At 67.6% G+C, this 26,307-nt stretch carries 28 protein-coding genes; 11 read left to right on the forward strand and 17 right to left on the reverse strand.

Features of this window, described 5'->3' with window-relative positions; genetic code table 11:
- Window positions 1-5 precede the first annotated feature (5 nt).
- Both BKX93_RS13910 and BKX93_RS13915 read left to right on the forward strand, forming a co-directional pair.
- Window positions 6-1,409 carry an HlyD family type I secretion periplasmic adaptor subunit gene (locus BKX93_RS13910; protein WP_235429505.1) on the forward strand — a complete coding sequence of 468 codons (1,404 nt, stop codon included), beginning with the start codon at window positions 6-8 and terminating at the stop codon, window positions 1,407-1,409.
- Between the two features lies 1 nt (window position 1,410).
- Window positions 1,411-2,004, forward strand: a complete 594-nt coding sequence (locus tag BKX93_RS13915; RefSeq protein ID WP_052717657.1) for a helix-turn-helix transcriptional regulator — start codon at window positions 1,411-1,413, stop codon at window positions 2,002-2,004.
- 70 nt (window positions 2,005-2,074) lie between these two features.
- Here BKX93_RS13915 and rarD read toward each other — a convergent pair whose 3' ends face one another.
- Entirely contained in the window at window positions 2,075-2,986 is a 912-nt protein-coding gene (rarD, locus tag BKX93_RS13920) for an EamA family transporter RarD (protein ID WP_046168476.1), read from the reverse strand.
- A gap of 363 nt (window positions 2,987-3,349) precedes the next feature.
- On the opposite strand from rarD, the gene BKX93_RS13925 reads away from it, so the two are divergent.
- The 3 genes from BKX93_RS13925 to BKX93_RS13935 all read left to right on the forward strand — a co-directional run bounded on the left by BKX93_RS13925 (window position 3,350) and on the right by BKX93_RS13935 (window position 10,213).
- A complete protein-coding gene (locus tag BKX93_RS13925) occupies window positions 3,350-6,835 on the forward strand; it encodes an indolepyruvate ferredoxin oxidoreductase family protein (RefSeq protein ID WP_070980268.1) in 3,486 nt (1,161 codons plus the stop codon).
- A gap of 132 nt (window positions 6,836-6,967) precedes the next feature.
- Window positions 6,968-7,534: a hypothetical protein gene (locus tag BKX93_RS13930; RefSeq protein ID WP_070980270.1), complete on the forward strand. Its 567-nt coding sequence runs from the start codon at window positions 6,968-6,970 to the stop codon at window positions 7,532-7,534.
- Window positions 7,535-7,597: 63 nt separating this feature from the next.
- The gene (locus tag BKX93_RS13935) at window positions 7,598-10,213 is read left to right on the forward strand and encodes a cytochrome c peroxidase (protein ID WP_070980272.1); all 2,616 of its coding nucleotides are present in this window, start codon (window positions 7,598-7,600) and stop codon (window positions 10,211-10,213) included.
- A gap of 22 nt (window positions 10,214-10,235) precedes the next feature.
- Here BKX93_RS13935 and BKX93_RS13940 read toward each other — a convergent pair whose 3' ends face one another.
- Window positions 10,236-11,147 (reverse strand): LysR family transcriptional regulator, encoded by a 912-nt coding sequence (locus BKX93_RS13940; RefSeq protein ID WP_186009424.1) that lies wholly within the window; start codon window positions 11,145-11,147, stop codon window positions 10,236-10,238.
- A 94-nt stretch (window positions 11,148-11,241) separates the two neighbouring features.
- Between BKX93_RS13940 and BKX93_RS13945 the strand changes: the two genes are divergently transcribed.
- Window positions 11,242-11,859, forward strand: a complete 618-nt coding sequence (locus BKX93_RS13945; RefSeq protein WP_046168479.1) for a short chain dehydrogenase — start codon at window positions 11,242-11,244, stop codon at window positions 11,857-11,859.
- Between the two features lie 155 nt (window positions 11,860-12,014).
- Here BKX93_RS13945 and BKX93_RS13950 read toward each other — a convergent pair whose 3' ends face one another.
- From BKX93_RS13950 to BKX93_RS13980, 7 genes are all read right to left on the reverse strand, one after another.
- Window positions 12,015-12,749, reverse strand: coding sequence for an NAD-dependent protein deacylase (locus tag BKX93_RS13950; RefSeq protein ID WP_070980274.1), 735 nt, complete (start codon window positions 12,747-12,749; stop codon window positions 12,015-12,017).
- Between the two features lie 52 nt (window positions 12,750-12,801).
- The gene (locus tag BKX93_RS13955; protein ID WP_235429334.1) at window positions 12,802-13,137 is read right to left on the reverse strand and encodes a nucleotide pyrophosphohydrolase; all 336 of its coding nucleotides are present in this window, start codon (window positions 13,135-13,137) and stop codon (window positions 12,802-12,804) included.
- Between the two features lie 67 nt (window positions 13,138-13,204).
- Window positions 13,205-15,109, reverse strand: coding sequence for a bifunctional 2',3'-cyclic-nucleotide 2'-phosphodiesterase/3'-nucleotidase (locus tag BKX93_RS13960; RefSeq protein ID WP_070980276.1), 1,905 nt, complete (start codon window positions 15,107-15,109; stop codon window positions 13,205-13,207).
- 119 nt (window positions 15,110-15,228) lie between these two features.
- Entirely contained in the window at window positions 15,229-15,840 is a 612-nt protein-coding gene (gene gstA / locus BKX93_RS13965) for a glutathione transferase GstA (RefSeq protein ID WP_070980278.1), read from the reverse strand.
- Window positions 15,841-15,938: 98 nt separating this feature from the next.
- A complete protein-coding gene (locus BKX93_RS13970) occupies window positions 15,939-16,508 on the reverse strand; it encodes a DUF4337 domain-containing protein (RefSeq protein WP_046158521.1) in 570 nt (189 codons plus the stop codon).
- A gap of 72 nt (window positions 16,509-16,580) precedes the next feature.
- The gene (locus BKX93_RS13975; protein WP_046158505.1) at window positions 16,581-16,841 is read right to left on the reverse strand and encodes a VF530 family protein; all 261 of its coding nucleotides are present in this window, start codon (window positions 16,839-16,841) and stop codon (window positions 16,581-16,583) included.
- Window positions 16,842-16,902: 61 nt separating this feature from the next.
- A complete protein-coding gene (locus BKX93_RS13980) occupies window positions 16,903-19,146 on the reverse strand; it encodes a DUF3141 domain-containing protein (RefSeq protein WP_046168483.1) in 2,244 nt (747 codons plus the stop codon).
- Window positions 19,147-19,335: 189 nt separating this feature from the next.
- Between BKX93_RS13980 and BKX93_RS13985 the strand changes: the two genes are divergently transcribed.
- The 4 genes from BKX93_RS13985 to BKX93_RS14000 all read left to right on the forward strand — a co-directional run bounded on the left by BKX93_RS13985 (window position 19,336) and on the right by BKX93_RS14000 (window position 21,152).
- Window positions 19,336-19,791 carry a Spy/CpxP family protein refolding chaperone gene (locus tag BKX93_RS13985; protein ID WP_070980279.1) on the forward strand — a complete coding sequence of 152 codons (456 nt, stop codon included), beginning with the start codon at window positions 19,336-19,338 and terminating at the stop codon, window positions 19,789-19,791.
- A 68-nt stretch (window positions 19,792-19,859) separates the two neighbouring features.
- Window positions 19,860-20,294 carry a hypothetical protein gene (locus BKX93_RS13990; RefSeq protein ID WP_115616510.1) on the forward strand — a complete coding sequence of 145 codons (435 nt, stop codon included), beginning with the start codon at window positions 19,860-19,862 and terminating at the stop codon, window positions 20,292-20,294.
- A 16-nt stretch (window positions 20,295-20,310) separates the two neighbouring features.
- Complete coding sequence (locus tag BKX93_RS13995; RefSeq protein WP_070980281.1) at window positions 20,311-20,772, forward strand: glycine zipper family protein; 462 nt, start codon at window positions 20,311-20,313, stop codon at window positions 20,770-20,772.
- A gap of 185 nt (window positions 20,773-20,957) precedes the next feature.
- Complete coding sequence (locus BKX93_RS14000) at window positions 20,958-21,152, forward strand: hypothetical protein (RefSeq protein WP_070980283.1); 195 nt, start codon at window positions 20,958-20,960, stop codon at window positions 21,150-21,152.
- Window positions 21,153-21,193: 41 nt separating this feature from the next.
- On the opposite strand, the gene BKX93_RS14005 is transcribed toward BKX93_RS14000, so the two are convergent.
- The 6 genes from BKX93_RS14005 to BKX93_RS25385 all read right to left on the reverse strand — a co-directional run bounded on the left by BKX93_RS14005 (window position 21,194) and on the right by BKX93_RS25385 (window position 23,692).
- Complete coding sequence (locus tag BKX93_RS14005) at window positions 21,194-21,748, reverse strand: DMT family transporter (protein WP_052717661.1); 555 nt, start codon at window positions 21,746-21,748, stop codon at window positions 21,194-21,196.
- Between the two features lie 48 nt (window positions 21,749-21,796).
- Window positions 21,797-22,186 carry a YkgJ family cysteine cluster protein gene (locus BKX93_RS14010; protein ID WP_046158500.1) on the reverse strand — a complete coding sequence of 130 codons (390 nt, stop codon included), beginning with the start codon at window positions 22,184-22,186 and terminating at the stop codon, window positions 21,797-21,799.
- 71 nt (window positions 22,187-22,257) lie between these two features.
- The gene (locus BKX93_RS14015; RefSeq protein WP_070980285.1) at window positions 22,258-22,791 is read right to left on the reverse strand and encodes a P-loop NTPase family protein; all 534 of its coding nucleotides are present in this window, start codon (window positions 22,789-22,791) and stop codon (window positions 22,258-22,260) included.
- Entirely contained in the window at window positions 22,788-23,141 is a 354-nt protein-coding gene (locus BKX93_RS14020) for a nuclear transport factor 2 family protein (protein WP_046168485.1), read from the reverse strand. The genes BKX93_RS14015 and BKX93_RS14020 overlap by 4 nt, the downstream gene beginning before the upstream one ends.
- A gap of 25 nt (window positions 23,142-23,166) precedes the next feature.
- A complete protein-coding gene (locus BKX93_RS14025; RefSeq protein WP_046158497.1) occupies window positions 23,167-23,457 on the reverse strand; it encodes a putative quinol monooxygenase in 291 nt (96 codons plus the stop codon).
- 97 nt (window positions 23,458-23,554) lie between these two features.
- The gene (locus BKX93_RS25385; RefSeq protein WP_160298967.1) at window positions 23,555-23,692 is read right to left on the reverse strand and encodes an NUDIX hydrolase; all 138 of its coding nucleotides are present in this window, start codon (window positions 23,690-23,692) and stop codon (window positions 23,555-23,557) included.
- A 138-nt stretch (window positions 23,693-23,830) separates the two neighbouring features.
- Between BKX93_RS25385 and BKX93_RS14030 the strand changes: the two genes are divergently transcribed.
- Complete coding sequence (locus tag BKX93_RS14030; protein WP_070980287.1) at window positions 23,831-24,154, forward strand: DUF6506 family protein; 324 nt, start codon at window positions 23,831-23,833, stop codon at window positions 24,152-24,154.
- Here BKX93_RS14030 and BKX93_RS14035 read toward each other — a convergent pair.
- Both BKX93_RS14035 and BKX93_RS14040 read right to left on the reverse strand, forming a co-directional pair.
- Window positions 24,091-24,888: a helix-turn-helix domain-containing protein gene (locus BKX93_RS14035; RefSeq protein WP_070980289.1), complete on the reverse strand. Its 798-nt coding sequence runs from the start codon at window positions 24,886-24,888 to the stop codon at window positions 24,091-24,093. The genes BKX93_RS14030 and BKX93_RS14035 overlap by 64 nt on opposite strands.
- Window positions 24,889-24,959: 71 nt before the next feature.
- A complete protein-coding gene (locus BKX93_RS14040) occupies window positions 24,960-26,144 on the reverse strand; it encodes an alkaline phosphatase family protein (protein WP_070980290.1) in 1,185 nt (394 codons plus the stop codon).
- Window positions 26,145-26,307 lie beyond the last annotated feature (163 nt).

The raw sequence follows: 26,307 nt of genomic DNA on the forward strand, positions 1-26,307 counted from the left end.
TGGAAATGAACTGGAAACAACGCCTGAACGGCTGGGTGGAGCGCGGCCAGGAACGCACCGGCCCGTACTGGGACAAGCTGATGGACTGGGCCTCCGCCCGCGACCTGGCCGACCGCAACGACTTCGCCGCCGACGCCGACTGGGCGATCCTGCAGCAGAGCCCGGGCCGGCCGCGCATCTTCGTCTGGAGCATGCTGGGCGTGTTCATCGTCGCCTTCCTGTGGGCGGCCTTCGCCAAGGTGGACGAAGTGTCGCGCGGCGAGGGCAAGGTGATCCCGTCCAGCCAGAACCAGCACCTGCAGAGCCTGGACGGCGGCGTGGTGTCGCAGATCCTGGTCAAGGAGGGCCAGGTGGTGCAGAAGGGCCAGCTGCTGCTCAAGGTGGACAACACCCGCTTCGTCTCCTCGCTGGAGGAAAACCAGGCGCAGTACCTGGCCTTGCAGGCCAAGACCGCGCGGCTGAAGGCGCTGGCCAACGGCACGCCGTTCACGCTGCCGCCCAAGGTGCTGGAGCTGGCGCCGGAGATCGCCAAGCAGGAACTGGACCTGTACAACTCAAAGCAGATGGAGCTGAACGCCAGCGTCGGCATCGCCCGCCAGCAGTTGGCGCAGCGCAGCCAGGAGCTGAACGAGGTGCGCGCCCGCTATGCCCAGGCCCTGTCCAGCTACGATCTGACGATGAAGGAACTCACCGTCACCCGGCCGCTGAAGGAGTCCGGCGCGGTATCCGACGTCGACCTGCTGCGCCTTGAGCGCGACGTCGCCCGTTTCCGCGGCGAACGCGACCAGGCCGCCGCCCAGATGCCCAAGATCCAGGCCGCCATCGGCGAGGCGCAGCGCAAGATCCAGGAGGTGGAGCTGGCGATGCGCAACACCGCCAGCGCCGAGCTGTCGGACACCATGGCCAAGGCCAGCAGCCTGTCCGCCGGCAGCGTGGCTCTGGCCGACAAGGTCAAACTGTCCGAAGTGCGCTCCCCGGTGCGCGGCGAGATCAAGCGGCTGTTCATCAACACCATCGGCGGCGTGGTGCAGCCGGGCAAGGACATCATCGAGATCGTGCCGATGGACGACTCGCTGCTGCTGGAAACCCGGATCACCCCGCGCGACATCGCCTTCCTCCATCCCGGCCAGCGCGCCGTGGTGCGCTTCACCGCCTACGACTTCACCATCTACGGCGGCATGGAGGGCAGCGTGGCCGAGATCGGCGCCGACACCATCACCGACGAGAAGGGCAACGCCTTCTACATCGTCAAGGTGAAAACCCAGGGCTCGCTGCTGGGCAAGGAAAAGCTGCCCATCTTCCCCGGCATGGTGGCCCAGGTGGACATCATGACCGGCAAGAAGAGCATTCTGTCCTATCTGCTGAAGCCGGTGCTGCGCGCCAAGGCCGAAGCGTTGCGGGAGCGCTGACATGGTCCACCTGCTGTTCTCCGCCAGCTCGGTGCTGGCCGGCTACTGGCAGGACGCGCTGGGAGAGGCGCGCCGCTGCGCGCGCCTGCCGCCGCCGGAGCGGGACGCCGTCTTGTGGCTGGATCTGGCCAGCCTGGACGCCGGCCAGCGCGACGCCGACTGGCCGACGCTGTGCCGCCACTACCGGGTGGTGGCGCTCAGCTCCTCGCCCAACGACGCCGAAGGCATGCACTGGCTGCAACTGGGCGTGTCCGGCTACGCCCACGCCTACGCCGCCGCCGACGAGCTGCGCCAGATCGCCGCCAGCGTCGCCGCCGGCGGCACCTGGCTGGGCCGCAGCCTGCTGCTGCAGCTGTGCCAGCGCTTCGGCGCGCTGGTGCCGCCGCCCGAGCAGGCCGGCTGGCGCGATCGGGTATCCAGCCGCGAGGCCGAGGTGATCGCCATCCTCAAGCAGGGCCGCTCCAACAAGGAGATCGCCCGCGAGCTGGACATCACCGAGCGCACGGTCAAGGCCCACCTCACCGCCATCTTCCAGAAGTTCGGCGTCGAAGACCGCTTCCAGCTGCTGCTCAAGCTGACCCAGCCCGCGCACTGAAACGGCGCGCCGCGCATGAAAAAACGGCCATCCTCCGGGATGGCCGTTTTTCTTTGATGGACCAGGCGGCTCAAGCCGGCTGCCGGCGCCTGCCGCGCCACAGCTCGCGCGCGCCCACCGCCGAATACAGCGCCAGCGCGCCCCAGATCAGCGCGAAACCCATCGCGCGGTCGGGACCGAAAGGCTCGCCATACAGCATCACGCCCAGCGCCAGCTGGATGCTGGGACCGATGTACTGGATCAGCCCCACGGTGGCCAGCTTCAGCCGGCGCGCGCCGGCGGCGAACATCAAGAGCGGCACCGCCGTCACCACCCCGGCGCCGATCAGCAAGCCGTTGCGCAGCGCGTCGACATGGCCGAAAGCGCCCTGCCCGCTCCATTCGAACCACAGCAGCGCCGCCAGCGCCAGCGGCGACATCAGGAAGGTTTCCAGCGCCAGGCCGGGCAGCGACGGCAGCGGCGCCATCTTGCGCAGCAGGCCGTACAAGCCGAAGGTGGCGGCCAGCGACAAGGCGATCCACGGCAGCGAGCCGGCGCTGAAGGTCAGCCAGGCCACGCCCGCCGCCGCCAGTCCCACCGCCAGCTTCTGCGGCCGGCTCAGCCGTTCGGACAATACCAGCCGCCCCAGCAGCACGTTGACCAGCGGATTGATGAAGTAGCCGAGGCTGGCCTCCACCACATGGCCGGCATTCACCGCCCAGATATAGATCAGCCAGTTCAGCGACAGCACCGTCGACGACAGCGCGAAGATGCCCAGCTGGCGCGGCTGGCGCAGCGCGGCGCGCAGATCGCCCCATTGCCTGAGCGCGGTCAGCACCAGCGCGACGAACAAGGCCGACCAGACGATGCGGTGGCACAGAATTTGCAAGGCCGGCACCTCGTGCAGCGGCTTCCAGTACAGCGGAAACAGGCCCCAGCAGATGAAGGCGCCGACGGTGTACAGCACGCCGCGGCTATCGCCGGCGGAAGAAGAGGAAGACATGCGATTCTCTGCGACACGGAATATTCCAACATCCAGCTTACCCGCTTTATTCCATCGGAAAAATCATCATTACCTATACAGTCAGTTTACAAACACTTAACAAGCAATATTTTGCTGCACTGGCACATAAACCGCACCCGGACATGCCTTGTCGCGATCCATTTGACGTTGACGTAAACGTAAACTATAGTCGGCGAAATTAGGGTTAACACTCTAAGCTGCGACAGCCGCGCATACCCAGGGCACAAGGTATAAAAATAAAGTGTCCCCGGCGCCCGCCAGCACAGCAAGCGCCCGGAACCAGCCGCCCACAAGGCAGCCGCGGGCTGATCGCCACAAGCGAGCACGACAGGAGGAGAAACCATGTCAATCCGCCACGCAGACCTGGAAGAAAAATACACCGCCCCCACCGGCCAGGTTCTGATGACAGGCATCCAGGCGCTGGTGCGCCTGCCCATGCTGCAGCAGGAACTGGACCGAGCCGCCGGCCTCAACACCGCCGGCTACGTCACCGGCTACCGGGGATCGCCGCTGGGCAATGTCGACCAGACCATGATCAAGGCCAAGAAGCATCTGGATGCCCACAACGTGGTGTTCCATCCCGGCCTCAACGAAGATCTGGCCGCCACCGCGGTCTGGGGCACCCAGCAGGTCAACATCTTCGAAGGCGCCAAATACGACGGCGTCTATTCGCTGTGGTACGGCAAGGGTCCAGGCGTGGACCGCTCCGGCGACGTGCTCAAGCACGGCAACGCGGCCGGCACCTCCAAGCACGGCGGCGTGCTCTTGGTCTGCGGCGACGACCACGCCGCCAAGTCGTCCACCTTCCCCCACCAGTCCGACCACATTCTGGCCGCCAGCATGATCCCGGTCCTGAGCCCGTCCGGCGTGCAGGAAGTGCTGGACCTGGGCCTGCACGGCTGGGCGATGAGCCGCTATTCCGGCTGCTGGGTGTCGATCAAGGCGATCACCGACACCGTCGAGAGCTCGGCCATCGTCGACATCACGCCGGAACGGCTGGAATTCAAGATTCCCAAGGATTTCCCGCTGCCCGAGGACGGCCTCAACATCCGCTGGCCGGACACCCCGCTGGCGCAGGAAAAGCGCGTGCTGCACCACCGCCTGTACGCGGCGCTGGCCTACGCGCGCGAAAACAAGCTCAACCGCATCACGCTGGATTCGCCCAAGCCGCGCCTGGGCATCATCACCTGCGGCAAGAGCTACCTCGACGTGATGCAGGCGCTGGACGACCTGGGCATCAGCGAGGCCCAGGCCGCCGACATCGGCCTGCGCATCTTCAAGGTGGGCATGGTGTGGCCGCTGGAGCCGGAAGGCGTGCGCCAGTTCGCCCAGGGCCTGGAAGAAATCCTGGTGGTGGAAGAGAAGCGCCAGATCATCGAATACCAGCTGAAGGAACAGCTGTACAACTGGCGCGACGACATCCGCCCGCGCGTGGTGGGCAAGTTCGCCGAGAAAGGCGAATGGGCGCTGCCGCACGGCGACTGGCTGCTGCCGGCCGCCGGCGAGCTGACCCCGGCGATGATCGCCCGCGCCATCGCCAACCGGCTGGCGCTGATCTTCGACAGCCCGGTGATCCACGACCGGCTGAAGTTCTACGACGATAAAGAGGCGCAGCTGGTGCAGCCGCGCGAATCCATCGCCCGCGTGCCGCACTATTGCTCCGGCTGCCCGCACAACACCTCGACCAAGCTGCCGGAAGGCAGCCGCGCGGTGGCCGGCATCGGCTGCCACTACATGGCGCATTGGATCAGCCCGGAAAACACCAAGACCTTCACCCAGATGGGCGGCGAGGGCATCACCTGGCTGGGCCAGGCGCCGTTCACCACCACCCGCCACATCTTCACCAACCTGGGCGATGGCACCTACTTCCACTCCGGCATCCTGGCCATCCGCGCCGCGGTGGCCGGCAAAGTCAACATCACCTACAAGATCCTGTACAACGATGCGGTGGCGATGACCGGCGGCCAGCACGTGGACGGCTACCTGGACGTGCCGATGATGACCCGCCAGCTGGCGGCCGAAGGCGTCAAGCGCATCGTGATCACCAGCGACAACCCGGACAAGTACCAGAACGCCCAGGGCCTGGCGCCCGGCATCGACGTGTTTCACCGCCGCGAGCTGGACCGCGTGCAGCGCGAGCTGCGCGACATCGAGGGCGTGACCATCCTGATCCACGATCAGACCTGCGCCGCCGAAAAGCGCCGCCGCCGCAAGCGGGGCGAGTTCCCAGACCCGGCCAAGCGCGCCTTCATCAACGAGCGCGTGTGCGAAGGCTGCGGCGATTGCAGCAAGAAGTCCGGCTGCCTGTCGGTGCTGCCGGTGGAAACGCCGCTGGGCCGCAAGCGCAAGATCGACCAGTCCAGCTGCAACAAGGACTACTCCTGTGTCGAGGGCTTCTGCCCCAGCTTCGTCACCGTGGAAGGCGGCAAGCTGAGAAAGCCGGCCGGCGCCAGCGCCGACCTCGCCAAGATGCCGGCGCTGCCGATGCCGAAGATCCCGGCGCTGCACGAGCCGTTCGGCATCATGGTCACCGGCGTCGGCGGCACCGGCGTGGTCACCATCGGCCAGGTGCTGGGCATGGCCGCCTACCTCGACAACAAGGGCGTGACGGTGCTGGACATGGCCGGCCTGGCGCAGAAGGGCGGCTCGGTATGGTCGCACGTGCGCATCGCCGACTCTCAGGACAAGCTGCACGCGGTGCGCATCGCCGCCGGCGACGCCAACCTGGTGCTGGGCTGCGACCTGGTGGTGACGGCGGCCGAGGAAGCGCTGGCCAAGATGCGCGACGGTTTCAGCCACGCCATCGTCAACAGCTACGAATCGCCGACCAGCGGCTTCCTGAAGAACCCGGACATCCGCTACCCGGCCAAGGCGATGAAGGACGCCATCGTCGAGGCGGTCGGCGCCGGCCGCTTCAGCGAGGTCAACGCCAACAAGCTGGCCACCGCGCTGATGGGCGACGCCATCGCCGCCAATATGTTCATGCTGGGCTACGGCTGGCAAAAGGGCCTGGTGCCGGTGTCGCTGGAAGCGATCATGGAAGCGGTGCGCTTGAACGGCGCCGCGGTCAAGTTCAATCAGGACGCCTTCACCTGGGGCCGCCACGCCGCCCAGGACCTGGCCCGCGTCGAAGCGCTGGTCAGCCCGACCGCCGTGGTCCAATTCGTTCCACGTGAAACGCCGGACGCCGTGGTCCACCACCGCTCCACTCTGCTCGCCGCCTACCAGAACGGCGCGCTGGCCGAGCGCTACAAGGCGCTGGTGCAGCAGGTGCGCCAAGCCGAGGAGGCCGCCCAGCCGGGCAGCACCGCGCTGACGCTGGCCGCCGCCCGCGCCTACCACCATCTCCTGGCCTACAAGGACGAGTACGAAGTGGCGCGCCTGTACAGCGACGGCGAGTTCCAGCGCGAGGTGGCCGCCCAGTTCGACGGCGACTACAAGCTGCGCTTCCACATCGGCGTGGCCTGGCTCACCCGCGGCCAGCCGCGCAAGATCGCCATCGGCTCCTGGCTGATGCCGGCGATGAAGCTGCTGGCCAAGCTGCGCTTCCTGCGCGGCACCGCGCTGGATCCGTTCGCCTGGCAGGACGACCGCAAGCTGGAACGGCAGTTGATCGCCGAGTTCGAGCAGGAGCTGCCGGCGCTGCTGGCCAAGCTCACGCCGGACACGCTGCCGCGGGCGGTGGAATGGATGAAGACCTGGGAAGGCGTGCGCGGCTTCGGCCACATCAAGCTGGCCAACTACCGGCAAGCCAAGACCCGCCAGGCCGAGCTGCAAGGCGGTCCGGCCCAGGCCGGCAAGCCCGCCGCCAACGCCGCCGTGGCCTGACCACGATTGTTTCCGCAGCTTTGGGCGTCGACTCCTGTCGACGCCTTTTTTCCATCCGCAACTGGAAATGACATACGGATCAACTATGTTTTCCAGTATGCGAACCGCTTTTCCACCGACTGGAGACACCCCATGTCCGCCCTGCTGCGCCGCGCCGCCGTCGCCTCGTTCAGCCTGATCCTGATCGCCTGCTCCACCACCCCGCCCGCCAAACCGGGCCTGTCCGCCAATGGCTGCGTCGGCGGCGTTCTGCCGCCTCCGGCCGGCATGAGCGCGGCGCAGAATCCTGAGCTGCTGGCCAAGGCCGTCGGCGCGCCGGGCAAGGGCGGCCTGTGCGAAGGCGCGGTCTACCGCCAGGACGCCGCCGCTGGCGTCATCGTCTACCGGGTGTGGGACAGCGCCAAGCCGAGCTCCCGCCTCGGCCGCTGGTGGTCGTTCAGCCAGCCGCAGGGACCGGTCGCCCAATACCAGGCGGCCAACGCCATCTGCCCGGCCTGGAGCCAGCTCAACAGCGTGGTGCGCTGCCAGCTGAAAGCCGGCGTCCAGGTGGCGGTGGGCCCGGGCCAGAGCGCCGACTGCGCGCCCGATCCCGACTTCCCGCCGTCGCCGGTCAACCAAGTCTACGTGCCCAACACCAGTCCGGACGACATCCTGGTGGAAAATTGCGAAGACCAAGGGGCGTTCCCGCCGGCGATGTAAGCGTTTGCGGCGGGAGGCCGCGGCAAGGCATAATCGAGGATTTTGCAAATAATTCTCATTACAATGCACCGCCTCGCCTGCACCTTCGCCTCCGCCCTGCTGCTCGCCGGCTGCGGCGGCGGCCCCGCCGCCTCGCCGCCGCAAACCGGCCGCTTCATCGACAGCGCCGTCAGCGGCCTGGATTACGAAACCCCCACCCGCGCCGGCAAAACCACCGCCGCAGGCGAATTCCAATACCTCAGCGGCGAAACCGTCGCCTTCCGCATCGGCAAACTGGAGATCGGCGGCGCCGCCGGCTCGCCGGTATTGACCCCGCTCAGCCTGGCCGGCGCGCAAGACGCCGGCGATCCCGCCGCGCTGAAGATCGCCCGCCTGCTGCTGACGCTGGACAGCGACGACAACCCCGCCAACGGCATCCAGATAGCCCCGGCCGACGCCGCCCGCTTCCAGCAGCCGCAAAAGCTGGCCGAGATCGGCGACGCCCAAGCCCTGCTCGACCAACTGGGCATCGGCCGCAGCCTGGTCAGCGCCGAATACGCGCAAGCCCACCTGCAGCTGAGCCTGGCCGCGCTCGACGCCAAGCCGATCGCCCGCTTCCAGGCCCGCGACGCCGTCGACGGCCGGCCGCTGGCAACCGGCGAAGCCGCCGGCTGCGCGGACGACAGCCAGACCGGGCTCAGCTGGGAAGTGAAAGCGGAATCCGGGCTGCGCAGCCGCTTGCACAGCTATTACGCCAGCGCCAGCCGCGAAACCGAACGCCCGGCCCAGTGCGAGCCGGGCCAGGAGGACTGCCTGGCCGTCACCTACGTCGATGCGGTCAACCAGCAGAAACTGTGCGGCCACGACGACTGGCGGCTGCCCAGCGAGCGCGAGCTGAAAACGCTGCTCGACTGGAGCCAGCTCGATCCGCGGCGCAATCTGCCGGCGATCGACCGCCGCGCCTTCCCCGACGCCGAGCCGGCGTTCTACTGGACCGCCACCAGCCGCCAGGCGCGGGGTTCGCTGGCAGTCGCCTTCGACGACACCCACCGCACCCTGCCCCACGTCAGCCTCAGCCTGGGCATGCCGGCCAAGATAAGACTGGTGCGCGGCCCAGCGCTGCCGGACGCGCCCAATCCGGAAGACCTGCCGCAAACCATTCCGCCCTACATCCCGGTGGACCGCGCCGGCGACCTGGCCAGATCAGGCGCAGAAGCCGCCTGCGTCGACGACAGCGAGCATCCGGACGCCTTCCTCAAGGTGGTGCTGTGGCAGGCGCGCCCGCGCGATGCGCAGGCCGGGCAAGTTTCTTCCGCGCTAGGCGAGGCCAACGGCCAGGCCTGGTGCGGACAGCGCGATTGGACCTTGCCCAGCGCGGCGGACGGCAGCCGCTGGCTGCAGTTGCGCCTGGCCGGCGACGCCGCGTTCCGCGCGGCCTTTCCCGCCGCCGCCTCGACGCAGGCGATCTGGGTGAAGGACGACATCGGCAAAGCGCGCATCCTGCGCGCGGACGGCCAGTACGCCGACACCGGCGCCGCCGCCTTGCTGGCCATCAGCAAGCGCGCGGCCAAGCCGCCGATGCCGGACAGCGACGACACGCCGCCCGACGCAGCCACGCTGGCCGACTGGCGCCAGCGCTACCTGCGCTACCGCCCCGGCCAGGCCACGCAGCCGGATTGGCCGGCGCCGACGCTGGATGCCGCCGCCCGCGACGGCTTCCGCGATCTGGGCCTGCTGCCGGCGATGCCATTCCCGGCCGACAATCCCTATTCGCCGGCCAAGGCGGCGCTGGGCGAGAAGCTGTTCTTCGATGCGCGGTTGTCGCGCAACAACCGCATCGCCTGCGCCAGCTGCCATGATCCGCAGCACGGCTGGGCCGATCCCCGCGAAGTCTCCTCCGGCCACGTCGGCCAGTTGGGCGGCCGCAACGCGCCGTCGGTGATCAACAGCGGCTACTTCGCCCGCCTGTTCTGGGACGGCCGCGCCGCCAGCCTGGAACAGCAGGCGCTGGGGCCTATCGCCAATCCGCTGGAGATGCACCAGCCGCTGGCCGCGGCGGTGGCCAAGATCGCCGCCGCGCCTGAATACGGGCCGCTGTTCGCCGCCGCCTTCGGCGACGCCGCGGTGGACAGCAACCGTCTGGCGCTGGCGCTGGCCACTTTCGAGCGCGCGCTCATCAGCCACGACAGCGCCTTCGACCGCTTCCTGAAGGGCGACGCGCAGGCCTTGAGCAACCAGGCGCTGTGGGGCCTGCAGCTGTTCCGCACCAAGGCCCGCTGTCTCAACTGCCACAACGGGCCGGAGCTGTCCGATCAGCGCTTCCACAACCTGGGCCTGCACTTCATCGGCCGCGACCGCGAGGATCGGGGCCGCGGGGCGATCACCGGCCGCGGCGAAGACATGGGCGCGTTCCGCACGCCGGGTCTGCGCGAGCTGCTGTACACCGGCGGCTACATGCACAACGGCGACATGCCGCTGTTCGCCGACGACGGCGGCGGCGTGCTGGAGTTCTACAACAACGGCGGCAACGAGGTGGCCGCGGCCGGGCTGGACAAGTACACCCAGCCCAAGCCGTCGCCGCTGCTCAAGCCGCTAGGCCTCGGCGAGGCGGAAAAGCTGGCGCTGCAAGCCTTCCTGCGGGCGCTGTCCGGACCGCCGCGGCTGAAGCCCGCGGGGCTGGACGAGCTGTCGCGCCGCTGAGCGCCCGGCCAAGCCGGCGCCCTCAGCCCCGGTCTGGCCGGGCGGCGAACCACTGGGCGCAGAAATCGATCAGCGCCCGGGACTTGGCCGGCTGCGGCGTTTTCTTCGGATAGACAAGATAGACCGGCCGCGCCGGCGTCTCCCAGCCGGCCAGCACCCTGGCCAGCCTGCCGCCGATCAAGGCGGCTTCGGCGACGAAATCCGGCAGCCGCGCGAAACCGGCGCCGGCTTCGGCCAGCTTCCGGTTCAGGCTGTAATCGCTGACCTGCAGCCAATGCGGCACCTCCACTTCTTCCGCTCGCCCCTCGCGCTCGAAACGCCAGCGCGCGCCGCCGTGGTAGCGGCTATGCACCACGCAGGGCAGCCGCGCCAGATCGGAGGGTTCGGCCGGCGCGCCGCGTTCGGCCAGCAGCGACGGCGCCGCCACCACCCAGTCGCGGGTCTGGAACAACGGGCGCGCCACCAGTTGCGGCGGCAACTCCCGGCTGGAGCGGATGGCCAGATCGAAGCCGTCCTCCTCCAGATCGCGCTCGGCCACGCTGACGTCCAGCTCCACCGAGATGCGCGGATACTGTTGATGAAAAGCCAACAATAGCTCGGCGCCGAACGCGCCGGCGAACATCTGCGGCACCGTCAGCCTCACCGTGCCGTCCGCGTCGCCGCTCAAGCCGCGCACCGCCGCGGCCGACTCCCGCAGCAGCGTCCGCAGCCGGCGGCAGTAGCCGAGATAGGCATGGCCGGCCTCGGTCAGCGTCAGCTTGCGGGTGCTGCGAAACAGCAGCTGCGCGCCCAGTAACGCTTCCAGCCGGCTCAGTTGCTTGCTGACCTGCGACTTGGACGTGGCCAGCCGCTCGGCGGCGGCGGTGATGCTGCCGGCCTCCGCCACTTCGAGGAAGACCAGCGCCAGTTCGGATGAGGGTTCGATTGTTTCCATATAGGTTCCAATACTTCCACGTTTGCCCGGTTTTTCCAAGCCGCGCGCGCGCCTAAGCTGACGGTTCCCCCACTCAAGCTGCAAGGAAGACGATATGAAAATCCTGCTGATAGGCGCCAGCGGCAACATCGGCCGCGCCATCGCCGCCGAACTGTCCGGCCGCCACGAAATCATCGCCGCCGGCCGCGATCACGGCGACGTGCGCGTGGACATCGAGGACGAGCAAAGCATCGCCGCCATGTATCAACAGCTGCCCCGGCTCGACGCGGTGGCGGTGGCCACCGGCGGCCGCAACGGCCACGTCGGGCCGCTGGCAGAGATGAACGCCGAGCGCTACCGCGTCGGACTGGACTCCAAGCTGATGGGCCAGGTCAACGTGGTGCTGCGCGGGCTGGACAAGCTGGCCGACGGCGGCTCGTTCACGCTGGTGGGCGGTGCCTGGCAGCCGCAGGCCATCGTGCCGCTGCTGAGCAACGTCTACATGGCCAACGCCGCGCTGGAGGGCTTCGTCAACGCCGCCGCGGTCGAACTGCCGCGCCGGCTGCGCATCAATCTGGTCAGCCCGCTGCTGCTGGCGGAATCGGAGGCCGAATACGGACCGCTGTTCCGCGGCGTGCCGCTGGTGGAGGCGCGCCAGGTGGCGCGCGCCTACAGCCTGAGCATAGAGGGCGCGCAGACCGGCCAGACTTACCGGCTGGGCCGGCTGGATTAGCCGCAGCAGAATGGCGGCGACGATATTGCCGGCGAAACCCGCGCCCGGATCCAGCCCGTGATTCCAATGGATGCGATCCATTGCCCGTCCCCTTGAAACGCCGCAAACGGCGGCCTTCTCAAGATAAGCGCGGGTCCGGCATCATGCCAAAGGGATCAGGAGCGCAGCTGGCGACAGGTTTCGCCGATGCCGGCGTGGATGCACAGGTCGAACAAGGCGTCGAAACGGGTGGGCGTGTAGTTGATCAGCGCGCAGGGAATGCCGGCCCGCGCCGCCTCCACCGGGATCAGATTGACCGGCGACACTTCCAGCGACGAGCCCATCACCAGCAGCAGCTCGGCGTTAAGCGCCGCCTGGAAGGCCACGTCTATCATCGGCACCGCCTCGCCGTACAGCACCACGTCCGGCTTCAACGCCGCGCCGCAGCGGCGGCAAGCCGGAAGCTCATGCCGCTGCACGTAATCCAGCGGATGCGGCGTGCGGCAATCAGGGCAGCTGGCGGTCAGCAGCGTGCCGTGCAGCTCCAGCACGCGGCGGCTGCCGGCCCGCCCGTGCAGGCCGTCGATGTTCTGGGTGAGGATGGTAACTTCCTTGCCGTCCTCCTCCAGCGCGGCGAGGAAGCGGTGGCCGTCGTTGGGCTGGTAGTCGCCCACCAGCTTGATGTGGAAGATGTCGCGGAAGGCGCGCCAGAAGGCGGCGGGGTCGCGCTGGAAGTAGTCCACCGATACCGCGTCGGCCAGGCTCATGTCCCTGGACCACAGGCCGTCGGCGGAGCGGAAGTCGGGGATGCCGGATTCGGTGCTCATGCCGGCGCCGGTCAATACCGCGATGCGCCGCGCGCCGCCCACCAGTTGCCGCAGATACTGCACTTGCCTTTCCGTCACGCTCATCCACCGCTTCCTTGCCGCCGGGCCATGCCCCATGGCCACTATAGCGTAAGGGTCAAGCCACCGGATATTTTATTGCGTTCTTGACCATCTTATCCCGAACCGCCTCGTCCAGATCGACGCCGGCCACCATCGCCAGCCGCGTCAGATACAGCAGCACGTCGGCGATCTCTTCTTGCAGATGGGTGAACTTGGCCGGGTCTTCGCGCAACCGCGCCGCAGCGTCGTCATCCAGCCACTGGAAGATCTCCGCCAGCTCACCCACCTCGCCCACCAGCGCCAGCAACAGATTGCGCGGCGAATGATGCCGGTTCCAGCCGCGCTCGTCGGCGAAGCGCTGCAAGGCGGCGGTCAGGCCGCCGACATCGATCAGCTTGTCTTGAGTCATCATCACTTTCTCGTTTCACGTGGAACGCCAGCCGCTGCCCGCGGCCGGCAAAACCCGGTTCGCGACCGCTTTACTCCGCCAGCTCCAGCGTCACCGAGCCGTCGCCGTTGTCCCGCGCCAGCTTGAACTGCTTCTGCTCCGGCAGATAGCGCATCGCCCCCGCGCCGGTGGTAAACCGCAGGCCGACGCCGGCCACCGGCAGCACGCGCCAGTTCCGGCCCTGCCCCAGGTCGATCACTTTCTTGCTGGCGAGATAACTCGCCAGCGCGGCGCGGTTCTCGTCCGGCGCGTCCACCACGATCTTGTCGGCGCTGATGCCGGGGAAGTTGCCGCCGCCGCTGGCGCGGTAATTGTTGGTCACCACGATGAAGCGCTGCGCGGGATCGATCGGCTTGCCGTTGAAGGTCAGGTTGACGATGCGGTGGCTGCCCGGCGCCGCCAGCTTGCCGTCGCCATCGTAGCGCGCCGGCTGGGTGACGTCGACCTGGTAGCTGACGCCGTACAGGCTGTCGAAATTGTAGGAGCGGAACGCCGGGTTGATCAGTTCCTGCGCCGCCGGGCCCTTGGGGTCGATGCGATTGAACTGGCCGGCCGACATCTCCAGCCACTCGCGCACGTCGGCGCCGGTGACCTTCACCGCCTTGATGGTGTTGGGATAGATGTAGAGGTCGGCCAGGTTGCGGATGGCCAGCTTGCCGGCCGGGATATCGGTGTAGTAATTCCAGCCCTGGCGGCCGCCGGCCTTGAACGGCGCGGCGGCGGACAGGATGGGCAGGTGTTCGTACTCGGTGCCCTGCAGCGCTTTTTGCATGTAGCAGCGCTGCGCCTCGGCGACGATGGCCACCGACGGATCGTCGGCCGCCTGGGCGAAGTAGCTGTAGATCGGCCGGCGGGTGGCGGCCACCTCGCCGCGCACGTAGTCCAGCGTGGCCTGGTGTTCGGGTCCGATCAACGCCTTCACGCGCGGATCGATGTCCGCCAGCGGCTTCTTCGCCTGTTTGTCGAAGATGGGCCTGAGCGTCGCCCGCTTGCCGACCACCCGCCACTTGCCCTCCGCCTGCTCCAGCGTCAGGTCGATCACGCCCAGGTGGTCGCCCCAGCGGCCCGGCATCGCCGCCGGCACGCCATGGATGGTGCCGGCCTGCAGATCCACGCCGGGATAGCCGGCGAAAGCGGTGGACGGAAACTCGGCATGGGCGTGGCCGAACAGGATGGCGTCGATGCCCGGCACCTCGGCCAGCCCCGACACCGCGTTTTCGGCGAAGCGCGGCAGCTCGCCCTTCTCGAAACCCGAATGCGGCACCGCGATCACCAGGTCGGCGCCGGCGGCGCGCATCTTGGGCACGTAATCGCGCGCGGTTTCCAGGATGTCCCGCACCGTGGCCTTGCCCTGCAGAGTGTTCTTGTCCCACTGCAAAATCTGCGGCGGAGCGAAGCCAATCACGCCGATGGTCAACGCATGGGCCTTGCCCTCGGCATCCTTCACCTCGCGCTTGAGCAAGACATAAGGCGTGAACAGCGGCTGTCCGCTCCTGGCGTCCAGCACGTTGGCGTTGACGTAGGGGAAGGCCGCGCCCTTCAGCGACTGCTGCAGGAAAGGCAGGCCGTAGTTGAATTCGTGGTTGCCCAGATTGCCGGCGTCGTACTTCAAGGCATTGAGCACCTTGTAGGCCGGATGGGTGTCGCCGGCCTTCAGCGGCTTGATTTTGGCCACCAGATCGCCCATCGGGCTGCCTTGCAGCAGATCGCCGTTGTCGATCAGCAAGCTGTTGGGCGACTCGGCGCGCGCCGCGGCGATCAGGCTGGCGGTGCGTTCCAGGCCGAAATCGGCTGCCGGCTTGTCCTGGTAATAGTCATAAGCCAGCAGGTTCATGTGGACGTCGGAGGTTTCCAGCACCCGCAGTTGGACCGGAGCGGCCCAGGCGGAGGCGGCGAACACGGCGGCGAGAGAGGCGAAAAGCGGCGCGGATTTCATCAGGGAAGGCCTTTTGAGTGTTTTTATCGCGTCCGCATTATACGCCGGAGCCGATCCCTCCCCGCCGCGCCAAGCAAAATGCCCGGCGCGGGCCGGGCATCGCATGCGCTTGCGAGGGCTTACTTGAGCAGGCCTTCAGCCTTCAGCGCCTGTTGGGCCGCCGGCAACTCGGCCACCCGCTTCAGGAAAGCCAGCAGCGCCGGGTAGGCCGCCAGCGAGCGCTGCAGATACTGCGCCCAGGACAGGCAGGTGAACAGATAGGCGTCGGCCACGCTGAACTGGCCGCCCAGCAGATAAGGCGTCTTCTCCAGTTGCGCCTGCAGCAGCGCGAACCGCGGCTGCAGACGCGCCCAGGCGTCTTCCTTGACCTCGTCGGTCTTGCCGGAAAAGATCGGCGAGAAGTTCTTGTGGACTTCGGTGGAGATGAAGTTCAGCCATTCCTGCAGCCGGTAGCGCGGCAGCGTGCCATTGGCCGGCGCCAGTTGCTTGTCGGGAACCTGGTCGGCGATGTACTGCATGATGGCCACGCCCTCGGTCAGCAGCTCGCCGTTGTCCAGCTGCAGCGCCGGCACGTAGCCCTTGGGATTGATGGCGGAGAAGTCGGCGCCGCCGGCGGTGGTGTGCGGCACGTCGCGCAGGCTGACCGATTCGGTGCTGAACGGCAGGCCGCTGGCGAACAGGACGATGTGCGAGGCCAGCGAACAAGCGCCGGGGGAGAAGTACAGTTTCATCGCTATGCTCCTGTGGGAAGGATGGGACAAACCGCAATCGCGCCAGCCTGATCCAAAACCATGCCGATTGCAACCCCCTTCCCGCCAGGGTTTCGCCGTCAGCCCAGCAGGCTGATCAGCCACTCGATGCGCAGGTTCCAGCCGGCGAAGCCGGCCAGCCAGAACAGGATGCCGAGCGCGCCGAAACCCCAGGACGCGAACAACGGCAGCAGGTTGGCCGACAGCGCCGCCACCGCCGCGCAGGCCACCGCGATCGACAAGCCGGCGTCGCTGATGTCGAACAGGTCGTGCCGCGCGTTCAGCGGCTCGATCGAGCCTTCCTTGGCTTCGGCCTTGCCGCGCAGCGCCTCGCTTTCGGCCTTGTAGCGCGCCAGCTCATGCCGCAATTGCTCCTGCTGCGGCTTCAGCGCCGCCGCGCTGGCCGGGTTCGCCAGCGCCAGCAACTCCGCCTGGCGCATGCCGGCCTCGGTCAGGTGCAGCTTGATCTTCTTGGCCTGGTACTCCGACCAGGCGTCCGCCGCGTCGGCCTTCAGCAGCTGGCGCGCCTGGACGATATTGTCGTCTTTCAGCTTGCCCAGGCCCATCAGCACCGACAACAACACCACAGTCAGCGCCACCCAGCTGTTCAGGCGCTTCTTCTCCGCTTCCACGCTGATTTCGACTTCCATATTGTTCCCCTTGGCCGGCGCCGGACCATCCGCCGCCTTGTTCAACATAACGCGGCAAGAGGCGATCGGATGTCAGCCGGCCTTCTTGCCGAACAAGCGCGGCCGGGAGTCCGCCGGCCGACTCTTCATTTCAACGAACAGCGCCTCCACCTGCGCGCGCGCCCACGGCGTGCGGCGCAGAAACACCAGGCTGGACTTGATGCTGGGATCGTTGCGGAAGCAGCGGATGTCGATGCGCGCGGCCAGCTCTTCCCAGCCGTAATGCGCGTGCAACTGGTTCAGCATCATTTCCAGCGTGACGCCGTGGGTGGAATTATTGGCCTGGCCGCTCATCGAAAGCATCCTGTAAAAGCAAAAGCGGCGAGTGTAAGCCGCCGCCCGTCCGCTGGCAAAGCTACTTGGCCGCCGTCTTGTTGCGGCTGCGCGTCGCGCGCGGCTTTTTCAGCACCACCGCCTCCCCGGCGTCCGGCACCTCGCCGGCGGTGACTCCCATCGCCAGCGCCACCCGGCCCAGCCGCTGCTGCTTCTCCACGCTGATCGGCCCGGCCGCCGCCAGCAGCAGCATCACCAGCTCCAGCGCCATCGCCCGCTGCGCTTCTCCGGGCAACAGGTCCTGGATGGTGGCCAGCGCGCGCTTTTCGTCGTTGCGCACCAGCCAGGTCTGGCGCCGCACCGCCTGCTTGAAGGCTTCCAGCGTCAACTCCTCGCCCAGGCCGGTGTCCTGCATCACCCGGCGTATCGCGTTGAATGGCCGGACGTCGACCACGCCGTTGCCGATGGCGACGTAGATCAGCAGGCGCAGGAAACCGTCCACCGCGCCGCCTTCGGAATAATGCTCCTCCAGCTCGCGCCGCTTCAGGCGCAGCATTTCCTCGCGCTCCCAGCCGCCGCCGTGGCTGCGCACCCGATAGGGCCGGCGCGGATCCAGGCCCACCAGAGCGGCGGTCAGCGGCGCGTCGTAGACGGCGCGGAAGGTCATTTCCTTCATCGCGTCGCGCTGGTCGCGCCAGCCGTCCAGCAAGCTGGCGGTCCAGTCGGACACGGTCTGCTGCCATTGCCAGAACGGGTTGTCGCCGTCCACCGGCTTGCGCGCCTCCTTTACCTTGCCGGCCCAGTCCGACAAACCGTTCAGCAAGGGGTTGCGGCTGGAGAACCAGCGCCGCTCGAAGCGCGACGGGTGCATCTCCCGCATCAGGTGCGCGGTCCACGGCGTGGTGCAGGCCTGCAGCCACGGCGACACGAAGCTGTCGTACAGCTGCTGATTGATCTCCGCCACCCGCTTCACCACCTGGAACGCGCGCTCGCCGTCGCGGCCGTCGCCCAGCGCCAGGATGTCCGCCACCTCGCGCGGCTCGAAGCGGATCACGTAGCGGCCCTGCAGATACTGCAGGCCGGGCATCTCCGGATAGGTGTCGGTGATCACCGCCTCATAGAGGCCGGGCGGCAGCACGTCGATCAGGTCCAGCGCGCTGGCCAGCTCGCTGTGCTCCTTGTTGGCGACGCCGGCGGACACGAAGATGCCGAGATGGCCGATCTGCTCGTGCAGGCAGTAGACGATGGTCTGCTCGTTGCCGCGGATTTCCTCCACGTCTTTGTACAGGTCGGCGATCCAGTACAGCGCCTGCTGCGGCGGCGTGATGTTGTCGCCCCAGGACGCGAACACAATGATGGGCGAGCGGATCTGCCTGAGGTCGATCCGCACCGCGCCGTCGTCCAGGTACACCTCGCCGCGGCTCAACCGGTTGCCGACGAACAGGTTCTGGCTGATCCACTCCATCTCTTCCTTGTTGAGCAGGTAATGGCCGCCCCACCAGCGCTCGAACTCCAGGAAGCGGTTGCGCTCCTTGTCGATGTTGGCGTACAGGTGGTAGCCCTTCTTCCAATAGGTGTTGGCCGGATCCATCTGCTCGAAATTGGAAACCAGGTGCGCGCCGTCGAACTGGCCGTGGCCCAGGTCGCCGGTCAGCGAAGCCAGCCAGGTGCCGCCCAGCATGCCGCCCTGGTAGCGCATCGGGTTCTTGCCGGCCACGCCGGCCCAGTAGGACAACGGCGAGCCGGCCAGCAGGATGGGGCCGACGTCTTCCGGCGCCGAGGCCGCCACCATCGTCAGCGCCCAGCCGCCCTGGCAGTTGCCGATCACGAACGGCTTGCCGGCGTTGCCCGGATGCGCCTCGCGCACCCGGCGCAGAAAAGCCTTTTCCGCCCGCCACACGCACTCTATGGTCTGGCCGGGCACCGGCACCGGGAAAAACATCACGAAATAGCAGGGATGGCCCTGGCGCAGCGCGATGCCGATCTCGCTGTCCATCTTGAAGCCGCCGATGCCGGGCCCATGGCCGGCGCGCGGATCTATCACCACGAACGGCCGCAGCTCCGGATCGGTCGGCGGGCAGTTGGCCGGCGGGCGGATCGCCGCCAGCGCGTAGTTGACCGGCTCGTCCAGCTCGCGGCCGTCGACGATGATGTCGAAATCGAACACCAGCACCGGCGGATTGCCGGACGCCTGGTGCTCCAGATAGGTGTCGCCGCGCTCGCGCAGCACATCGCAGAACAGCAGGCCGCGCTGGACGGCGTCAGTCCAGTAGTCGGCCCAGTGCTGGCCCAGCGACCACCATCCCCCCTTGTCGGTTTCCGCCATGCAGATCTCCCGGTTGTCCGCAGCTTTCACTGTAGCCCACCACTGCCGCCCCCACCTCTCGATGGCAAGAGTATCAACAAGTTATTGCAGATTAACAGTCATAAACATAAGCGATTTCCACGGCAAAACTCGCCTGACATTTGCATCCAATACTGCAGCCACCAACAGCTCACACGAAGGGAAACCGTCATGACCCAGCTGCTCAAACCCCTGCTCATCGCCGGCCTGCTGTTCGCTGGTTCCGCCGCCTACGCCGACGATGCCCCTGCCGCTCCCGCCGCCCACAAGGGCTGGCACATGGACCCGGCCAAGCACGAAGAAATGCGCGCCAAGCACCTGCAGGCGCTGCACGACAAACTGAAGATCCAGCCGCAGCAGGAAGCCGCCTGGCAAACCTTCGCCGCGTCGATGAAGCCGGAAAAGATGGAAAAGCCGGCGATGGACGACAAGGCCACCGCGCCGGAGAAGATGGAAAGCATGATGCAGCGCCAGCAAGCCCGGATGCAGCAGCGCCTGGACGCGCTGAAGGCCTTCTACGCGCAGCTGACGCCGGAACAGCAAAAGACCATGGACAATCTGCACGGCCCGCGCGGCAAGTGGCAGCATCATAAGAAACCGGAAGGCGCGGCCCCGGCCAACGGCTGATCCCGCGATTCGATCCCGCCCGCGCCGGCTCGCCGGGCCGCGCGGCAACCGACCGAAAGAGGCCCATCATGAAAGGCTGCATCCGCTTGAGCGGCGCGCTGCTGGCCGCCGCGCTGGCCGTGGCCGCCGTCGCTCCCGCCGAGGCGTACTACCACCACGGCGGTCCGCGCATCAGCATCAACGTCTGGCGCGGCGGCTACTGGCACCACGGCTACTACCAGGGCCGGATGGGCTGGTGGTGGGTGGTCGGAGGCGCCTGGTACTTCTACACCGCGCCCATCTATCCCTACCCCAGCCTGTATGCGCCGCCCGCCATCGCCGTGGCCCCGGCCGTGCCCGTCGTCCCTGCGGTGCCGATGGCTCCGCCGGCCCCGCCGGTCGCCGCCGCGCCGCAGGAGCCGGCCCAGGTCTGGTACTACTGCAAGGCGGCCAAACAGTACTACCCGTATGTCAGCGAATGTCCTGGCGGTTGGAAGACCGTGCCGGCGCAGCCGCCCAGATAAGCCGGAAGGAAACGCCATGAACGCACGCTATTGCATGATGCTGCTGCCGTCGCTGCTGGCCGCCTGCGCCGCGCTGCCCACCGGCCCGACAGTGGCGGTGATGCCGGCGCCGGGCAAGCCGTTCGACGTGTTCGCGCAGGAAGAGCAGCAATGCCGGGCCTACGCCGCCGGCAACAGCGGCGCGGCGGCCGCCGACGCGTCCAACGCCACGCTGGCCGGCAATATGGCGCTGGGCACCGTGGTGGGCGCCGCGGCCGGCGCGCTGATAGGCGGCAACCACCAAGGCGCCGGCGTCGGCGCCGGCATGGGGCTGCTGGCCGGCACCGCGGTGGGCGGCTCCAACGGCGCTTATGCCGGCTACGATGCGCAAACCCGCTACAACATCGCCTACCAGCAATGCATGTACGCGAAGGGCAACCAGCTGCCAGGCCAATACCCGGCGCGGCGCGCCTACTTGCCGCCGCCTCCGCCCTATTGAGAGCCATGCCATCCAGGCAAAATCACTCAACCAACAAACCATTTAACATATTGAAACAAAAAGGGAATTGCCAGCAACATCTTCGGTCGAATTGGCATTAATAATGAAAGTACGCCCAATACATTTCCGGGGCCGCAACAGGAAAACCGAGGGCGATCCGTTCAACAACATCAAAGGATTCCGCCATGCTCAGACTGCTCATGACCTCGCTGGCGTTATTGCTGGCCAGCGCCTTCGCCAGCGCCCAGGACGCCAATGTCCGCCCCTTCGACAATCCCGCCGTGCCGCCCAGCGTGCCGCTGTCGCTGCAGGACATGAACCCGGTCCCGCCGGCGCCGGTCCAGGCGCCGGCTCCGCAAGCGCCGTCCACCCAGCAGTAAACACCCCGCGATCCCGCCGGCCCGCCCGGCGGGATCGCATTTCAGCGGCCGAACCAGCGGTCGCCAAAATTCACCAGCAGCACGCCCGCCACCACCAGCGCCGCGCCAGTCAGCTTGGCCGCGCTCAACTCGCGCAAGGGCATCATCAGCCAGCCAAAACGGTCGAAGCACAACGAAGTGAACACCTGTCCCGCGATGATCAGGGAAACCATGGTCGCCACGCCCAGGCGCGGCGCCAGCAAGGTGGTGCCGAACACGAAACCCGCGCCCAACACTCCGCCCAGCAACATCCACCATTCGACGCGAGCCAGCGCCGCCAGATTTTGCCAACGCTGGCCAGTCGCCAGCGACAATAGCGCCAGCGTCAGGCAGCCGGTGCCGAACGACACCAGCGCCGCCAGCAAGGTGCTGTTGCCCAGCAACAGGCGCAACTGGTTGTTGACCGCCGCCTGCAGCGGCACCACCACCCCGACCAGAAAGGCCAGCAAGGGAAAAATCGCCTGCATCGCCGCGCTCCTCGATAACGATAGGCCGCCGCCGCCCGTGGCGGGGCCGATGCCATGCCGCTGTTCCACGTGGAACGCGGTCCAGTCCATGCCCGCTGCGCGACGCCGGCAGCAGGGCGACCGGCTATGATAAATGAATTACTTCTGACGCGGACGGCTGTCGCGGGTATAGGCGCAAAAACCTGGCTTGGGGCCGATCTTGGGGTGATTGCGGCAGGTGTTGGGGCGGCGCTCGTAAATGGTGCAGCGCCGGGTCTGCGCATCCAGATACAGGCAGTCGCCGTTGGCGCGCTGCGCCAGCGTGAACAGGCTGTTCTTGAAATTGAAATGCTGGATCACCCGCTGCTTTTCCAGCCGCTTGGCGATGTTCTTGATCGGCTCTTCCAGCTCGAACTCGTCCACCACGCCGATGCGCACCAGATCCGGCAGCTTCACTTCCACCGGCATCGTGCAACAGGACGCCATGCAGTCGCCGCACAGGCCGTTCTTGTACTTGATCCAGGTTTCCAGGCGGTTGATGTCGGCCACGGCTAGTCCTTAACACATTGAATACGCGAAACTTTCCCTTGCGGGAAAGCGCGCATTCTACGGACGATGGCTCACGCCGGCAAGATGCCCGCCAACAGCCGCCTGGCCTCGGCCGGGCTGCGCGGCGCCAGCCAAGCCGCTCCGGAGTGGGCATCCCGCAAGTCCGACAGCGCCAGGCGGCGTCGGCCGTAGCCGCGCCACATCCACAGCAGCAGCGAGTCTCGCGAAAACAGCGCGCCGCGCAGCGTCTCGCGGTTGCCGTGCGCCAGCGCCTCCCGCCGCCAGGCCCGGCGCAGGCTGCGCCGGACGATGCGCCAGGCCAGTAGCGCGCGGGGATAGTCCAGCCAGATCACCAGCTCGGCGCGCGGCAGCAAGCGTTCCAGCGCCGACGCGTAGCTGCCTTCCACCACCCAGCGCGGCAGAGCCGCCAGCGCCGCCACATCGGAGGAGAACGCGTCGCGCCGCGTCCAGCCCGGCCCCCAGAACAAGGCGTCCAGCTCGGCCAGCGGCGCGCCCGAGGCGGCGGCCAGCCTGGCCGCCAGCGTGCTCTTGCCGGCGCCGCTGCCGCCTACGATCAACACCCGGCCGGGCAATGAAGCGGTCATTGGTAATGCGCCGCCGCGCGCCGGATCCTGCCGGCCTCGTCCAGCCACAGCACTTCGGCCGCCAGGCCGCGCGCGCCGCGGTAATGTATGGTCAGCGAATCGGTTCCGGTCAGCGTGGCCAGATGCTCGAAACGCAGGTCCGGCAGCCGCCGCAGCGCCTCGGCCCAGTAGGCGGCCACCGCCGGCTTGCCCTGCAGCCGGCCGGACGCTTCGCCGGCCATCTCGGCGATGTACGGCGAGCTCATTTCGAAATCGTCGCGGTAATGGGCCAGGATGCGCGCCAGATCATGGCTGTTCCAGGCGTCTATCCATTCCCGCGCCAGTGCCTCGGCGAATGGCTTGTCCAGCATCGGCGTGACCTTTTCAGACGCGGGCCTAAGCGCCCAGCAGCGTGGATGGATGGGCTGCGCGCCTGGTTCGCGGCAGCACCTCGGGCAGATAGATGGTCTGGATCGCGTCCAGCTTGCCGTGCGCCTCCCAGCGCGCGCGGCTTTCCCAATGCTCGACCAGCACGAACACCTTGGGATCGGCCTCGGAATGGTAGGCCTCCCACAACAGGCAGCCAGGCTCCGCCAGGCACCGCGGACGCATCCGCGCCAGCGCGGCGGCGATGGCCGGCACATCGGCCTCCGTTATCGCCTCCAGGGTCACAATCAGGGGAAACATCGTCTTCTCCATTGCGATCAATCAATCTGGCCAAATCTCGGCTGCGAGATCGAACACTCAGGCAAGAGGCTTCGACCAACAGCCCCCTCCGCCCATCTTAATAGAACGCCATCCGCCGCAGACCGACATAGCGCGGCGCCACCCAGAAATCGTAGGCGCCCGGCTTGCAATGCCGGACCATCAGAATCCTGTCCTCATGCTCGACGATTACGCCTGCCGCGATCCCATGTTTCATCGCGCCTCAAAAACCAATCAGCATAACATCGACAAAATCGCATAGGAATATTCAGGTCCGCCGCCGCACGTTTTTCCAAGATCGCCGGGCGAGGCGCCGCTTAAGCTCCGGCTTCCACACCCCGCAAAGGAAACCGCCATGGCCCTGAAAGCCGCCTTCATCTTCATCGCCCCCCACGGCGACCCACAACGCCATCGCGCCATCACCGCTACGCCGGAAGTGGAGGTCATCACCCTCGCCGTCTCCAGCTACCGCCAGGCCGGCGAAGTCGCCCGCGGATTGGCTGAGCAAGGCTGCGCCGCCATCGAGCTGTGCGGCGGCTTCGGCCATCAGGGCGTCGCCATCGTCGCCGCCGCGGTCGGCGAACTGGCCGCGGTCGGCGCGGTGCGCTTCGATCCTCACCCCTTGCTCGGCCACCGCTCCGGCGACAAGCTGGCCCGAGCGCCGGCCAGCGGAGAATAAAACAGGGACAGCGCCGGATCGCGCAGCAAGCGCGCCGGCGGCTGCCCGCCGAAGGCCAGCGCGTCGCGGTGCAGATGGGATTGGTCGCAATAGCCATGCTCCCAGGCCAGCCCGGCCAGGGCCGGCCGCGGCTGGAACGCCGCGTCGCGGAAAAACCTCTCGAACCGGCACAGCCGGTGAAACAGCTTGGCGGTCACGCCCTGGCTGGCATGGAAACGGCGAGACAGGCCGAACCGGTCCACACCCGCCTCCGCCGCGTGCGTACCCAACTGGAAGCCGGCGCTGTCGGCGAATATCCGCCGCGCCAGGCGCCGCATCCGCTCCAGCTCGGGCTCCGCCCGCAGCCGTCCGCGCAGGAAACGGCCGGCCAGCTCGCATTGCGCGTCGAAATCGGCCCGTTCGATTCCCGCCCACAAACCGTCCGCCGCCGGCCACGCGCGCGCCGGCGGCGTGACGCGGTCCACCAGCTGCGACAAGGGAAGCGAACAGAATTGCGGCAGCGCGCCGGCGTGGAAACGGACCACGAATACCGGCAGCGCCGGCCGCGCGATCCGCAGCATGCGCCGGCGGGGACACAGCAAGCCCGCCGAGCCATCCGCGCCCAGCCACAGCTCCGCGCCGGTGCCCGGCAATAGCGTCAGCACCGCGGGATCATCCGGCCCGAAACAATAGCGGCGGTAACTGTGTATCCATGGCTCCAGCCCTGGATCGGGCCTGCGTTGTTTCGACTGCATCGGCGATATCCAGAAAAAAAGCGGCCATTCTGCGGCGGCTACGGCCAGCCCCGCTTGTAAAAATGTGATGCTCAGGCCCGGTAGACGATCAGCGGAATCGCCTGCTCGTCCGGATGGACGCCGGCGTGCACGCCGGCGAGGCGCAGCGTCTCCTCCCCCGGCAGCGTGTCGCGCAGATTCCAGCCGGGCTTGGCGATCAGCGCCACATCGCCGCAACGGCGAGCCAGGTCCGGATGCGCCGAACCCGGGCCAAACACGCCGGATGTCCGCAGCTCGCGGCTTTCCACCACCCAACAGGCATGGCCCAGCCGCTCCCGCGCCAGTTCGATGAAGCGCGCGGCGCAGCCCGGTTTCAGATGGCAGTAAGCCAGCCGAGTCTCGCCGGACAGAGGCCGCGCCAGCAAGCCGTACAGTTCCAGGTCGGCGTCCACGTCCAGCCATTGCGCGTCCGGCGCGGCGACGAAACCGTGATCGGCGATCGCGACGATCGCCGCGCCGCAACGTTCGGCCTCGCCCAGCAGCGCGGCGAAAGCGGCGTCGATTTCCGCCAGCAGCACCCGCGCCGCATCGGAATCCGGCCCCTGCTCATGCATCAGCGTGTCCAGCTGCGGCAGATACAGGTAGTGGAAGGCCGGCTGCGGGTCCGCCAGCCGCCGCGCCAGCCGGGCGAAACCGTCGGCCATTCCCCCGCGGTAGGCGACGCGCTCCGCGCCGCCGGCGTGGTGGCGGCTGCATGGGGAATAGGCGATGAAATCCGGCAGATAAAGGAACGCCCGCCGCGCCAGGCGGTCGAACAGCGGCCGCGCGCGGTACAGGGTGGCCGCGCGCCGCGACTCCTGCCCGCCGGCATCCGCCGGGTGGCGGGCGTACAGGGGCAAGGGCGCGATGATTTCCTCGCCATGCAGCTGATGCCAGCCAATCAGGCCGTGCTCGGCCGGCGAGCGGCCGGTCAGCGCCGTGGCGACGGCCGCCGCGGTGGTCGGCGGAAACACGCTGCTGATCGTCGCCCGTTGCAATGCGCGCAGGCGGCTGTTCGGCCCCAGCCGCCGCAACTGGGCGTCGCCCAGCCCGTCGATCAGGATCAGGCAGACATGGCGGTGGCCGCCGATGCCGGCCAGCGCGCCGGATGCCAGCGGCGCATGGCCCAAGTCGGGTCCGCCCAATTCCAGGCTAAGCGTCTGCATCAGATTGAGCAGCCCGCCGCCCTGGTAGTCCGGCCATGCCGCGCCGGGGCACAAGGAAGCCAGATCGGCCATCGCAGCCCTCCCGGGAAAGGTAAGAAACCCCATTCTCGGCAGCGCGCGGCGTCGCGTCAACGCGTTGCGGCAACAATTCGACAATTGTCATTAACATAGAATTTACATTCCATAACAATCTGATACAGTTGGCCTCCGCCCAAACCAGTATGCTGCAAGCCAT

Origin of the sequence: Chromobacterium vaccinii, assembly GCF_001855275.1 — a bacterium.
Classification (GTDB): domain Bacteria; phylum Pseudomonadota; class Gammaproteobacteria; order Burkholderiales; family Chromobacteriaceae; genus Chromobacterium; species Chromobacterium vaccinii.

Coding starts and splice junctions, on each gene's coding strand:
- BKX93_RS14015 (WP_070980285.1), bottom strand. CDS start 22,791: ATGACCGCTTCATTGCCCGGCCGGGTGTTGATCGTAGGCGGCAGCGGC.
- BKX93_RS13950 (WP_070980274.1), bottom strand. CDS start 12,749: ATGAGCGTGACGGAAAGGCAAGTGCAGTATCTGCGGCAACTGGTGGGC.
- BKX93_RS14030 (WP_070980287.1), top strand. CDS start 23,831: ATGGCCCTGAAAGCCGCCTTCATCTTCATCGCCCCCCACGGCGACCCA.
- BKX93_RS14025 (WP_046158497.1), bottom strand. CDS start 23,457: ATGTTTCCCCTGATTGTGACCCTGGAGGCGATAACGGAGGCCGATGTG.
- BKX93_RS13945 (WP_046168479.1), top strand. CDS start 11,242: ATGAAAATCCTGCTGATAGGCGCCAGCGGCAACATCGGCCGCGCCATC.
- BKX93_RS25385 (WP_160298967.1), bottom strand. CDS start 23,692: ATGAAACATGGGATCGCGGCAGGCGTAATCGTCGAGCATGAGGACAGG.
- BKX93_RS14005 (WP_052717661.1), bottom strand. CDS start 21,748: ATGGACTGGACCGCGTTCCACGTGGAACAGCGGCATGGCATCGGCCCC.
- BKX93_RS13960 (WP_070980276.1), bottom strand. CDS start 15,109: ATGAAATCCGCGCCGCTTTTCGCCTCTCTCGCCGCCGTGTTCGCCGCC.
- BKX93_RS13990 (WP_115616510.1), top strand. CDS start 19,860: ATGAAAGGCTGCATCCGCTTGAGCGGCGCGCTGCTGGCCGCCGCGCTG.
- BKX93_RS13925 (WP_070980268.1), top strand. CDS start 3,350: ATGTCAATCCGCCACGCAGACCTGGAAGAAAAATACACCGCCCCCACC.
- BKX93_RS13970 (WP_046158521.1), bottom strand. CDS start 16,508: ATGGAAGTCGAAATCAGCGTGGAAGCGGAGAAGAAGCGCCTGAACAGC.
- BKX93_RS13910 (WP_235429505.1), top strand. CDS start 6: ATGAACTGGAAACAACGCCTGAACGGCTGGGTGGAGCGCGGCCAGGAA.
- BKX93_RS14000 (WP_070980283.1), top strand. CDS start 20,958: ATGCTCAGACTGCTCATGACCTCGCTGGCGTTATTGCTGGCCAGCGCC.
- BKX93_RS14040 (WP_070980290.1), bottom strand. CDS start 26,144: ATGGCCGATCTGGCTTCCTTGTGCCCCGGCGCGGCATGGCCGGACTAC.
- BKX93_RS13995 (WP_070980281.1), top strand. CDS start 20,311: ATGAACGCACGCTATTGCATGATGCTGCTGCCGTCGCTGCTGGCCGCC.
- BKX93_RS13940 (WP_186009424.1), bottom strand. CDS start 11,147: ATGGAAACAATCGAACCCTCATCCGAACTGGCGCTGGTCTTCCTCGAA.
- rarD (WP_046168476.1), bottom strand. CDS start 2,986: ATGTCTTCCTCTTCTTCCGCCGGCGATAGCCGCGGCGTGCTGTACACC.
- BKX93_RS13985 (WP_070980279.1), top strand. CDS start 19,336: ATGACCCAGCTGCTCAAACCCCTGCTCATCGCCGGCCTGCTGTTCGCT.
- BKX93_RS14020 (WP_046168485.1), bottom strand. CDS start 23,141: ATGCTGGACAAGCCATTCGCCGAGGCACTGGCGCGGGAATGGATAGAC.
- BKX93_RS13935 (WP_070980272.1), top strand. CDS start 7,598: ATGCACCGCCTCGCCTGCACCTTCGCCTCCGCCCTGCTGCTCGCCGGC.
- BKX93_RS13930 (WP_070980270.1), top strand. CDS start 6,968: ATGTCCGCCCTGCTGCGCCGCGCCGCCGTCGCCTCGTTCAGCCTGATC.
- BKX93_RS13955 (WP_235429334.1), bottom strand. CDS start 13,137: ATGATGACTCAAGACAAGCTGATCGATGTCGGCGGCCTGACCGCCGCC.
- gstA (WP_070980278.1), bottom strand. CDS start 15,840: ATGAAACTGTACTTCTCCCCCGGCGCTTGTTCGCTGGCCTCGCACATC.
- BKX93_RS13975 (WP_046158505.1), bottom strand. CDS start 16,841: ATGAGCGGCCAGGCCAATAATTCCACCCACGGCGTCACGCTGGAAATG.
- BKX93_RS13980 (WP_046168483.1), bottom strand. CDS start 19,146: ATGGCGGAAACCGACAAGGGGGGATGGTGGTCGCTGGGCCAGCACTGG.
- BKX93_RS13915 (WP_052717657.1), top strand. CDS start 1,411: ATGGTCCACCTGCTGTTCTCCGCCAGCTCGGTGCTGGCCGGCTACTGG.
- BKX93_RS14035 (WP_070980289.1), bottom strand. CDS start 24,888: ATGCAGTCGAAACAACGCAGGCCCGATCCAGGGCTGGAGCCATGGATA.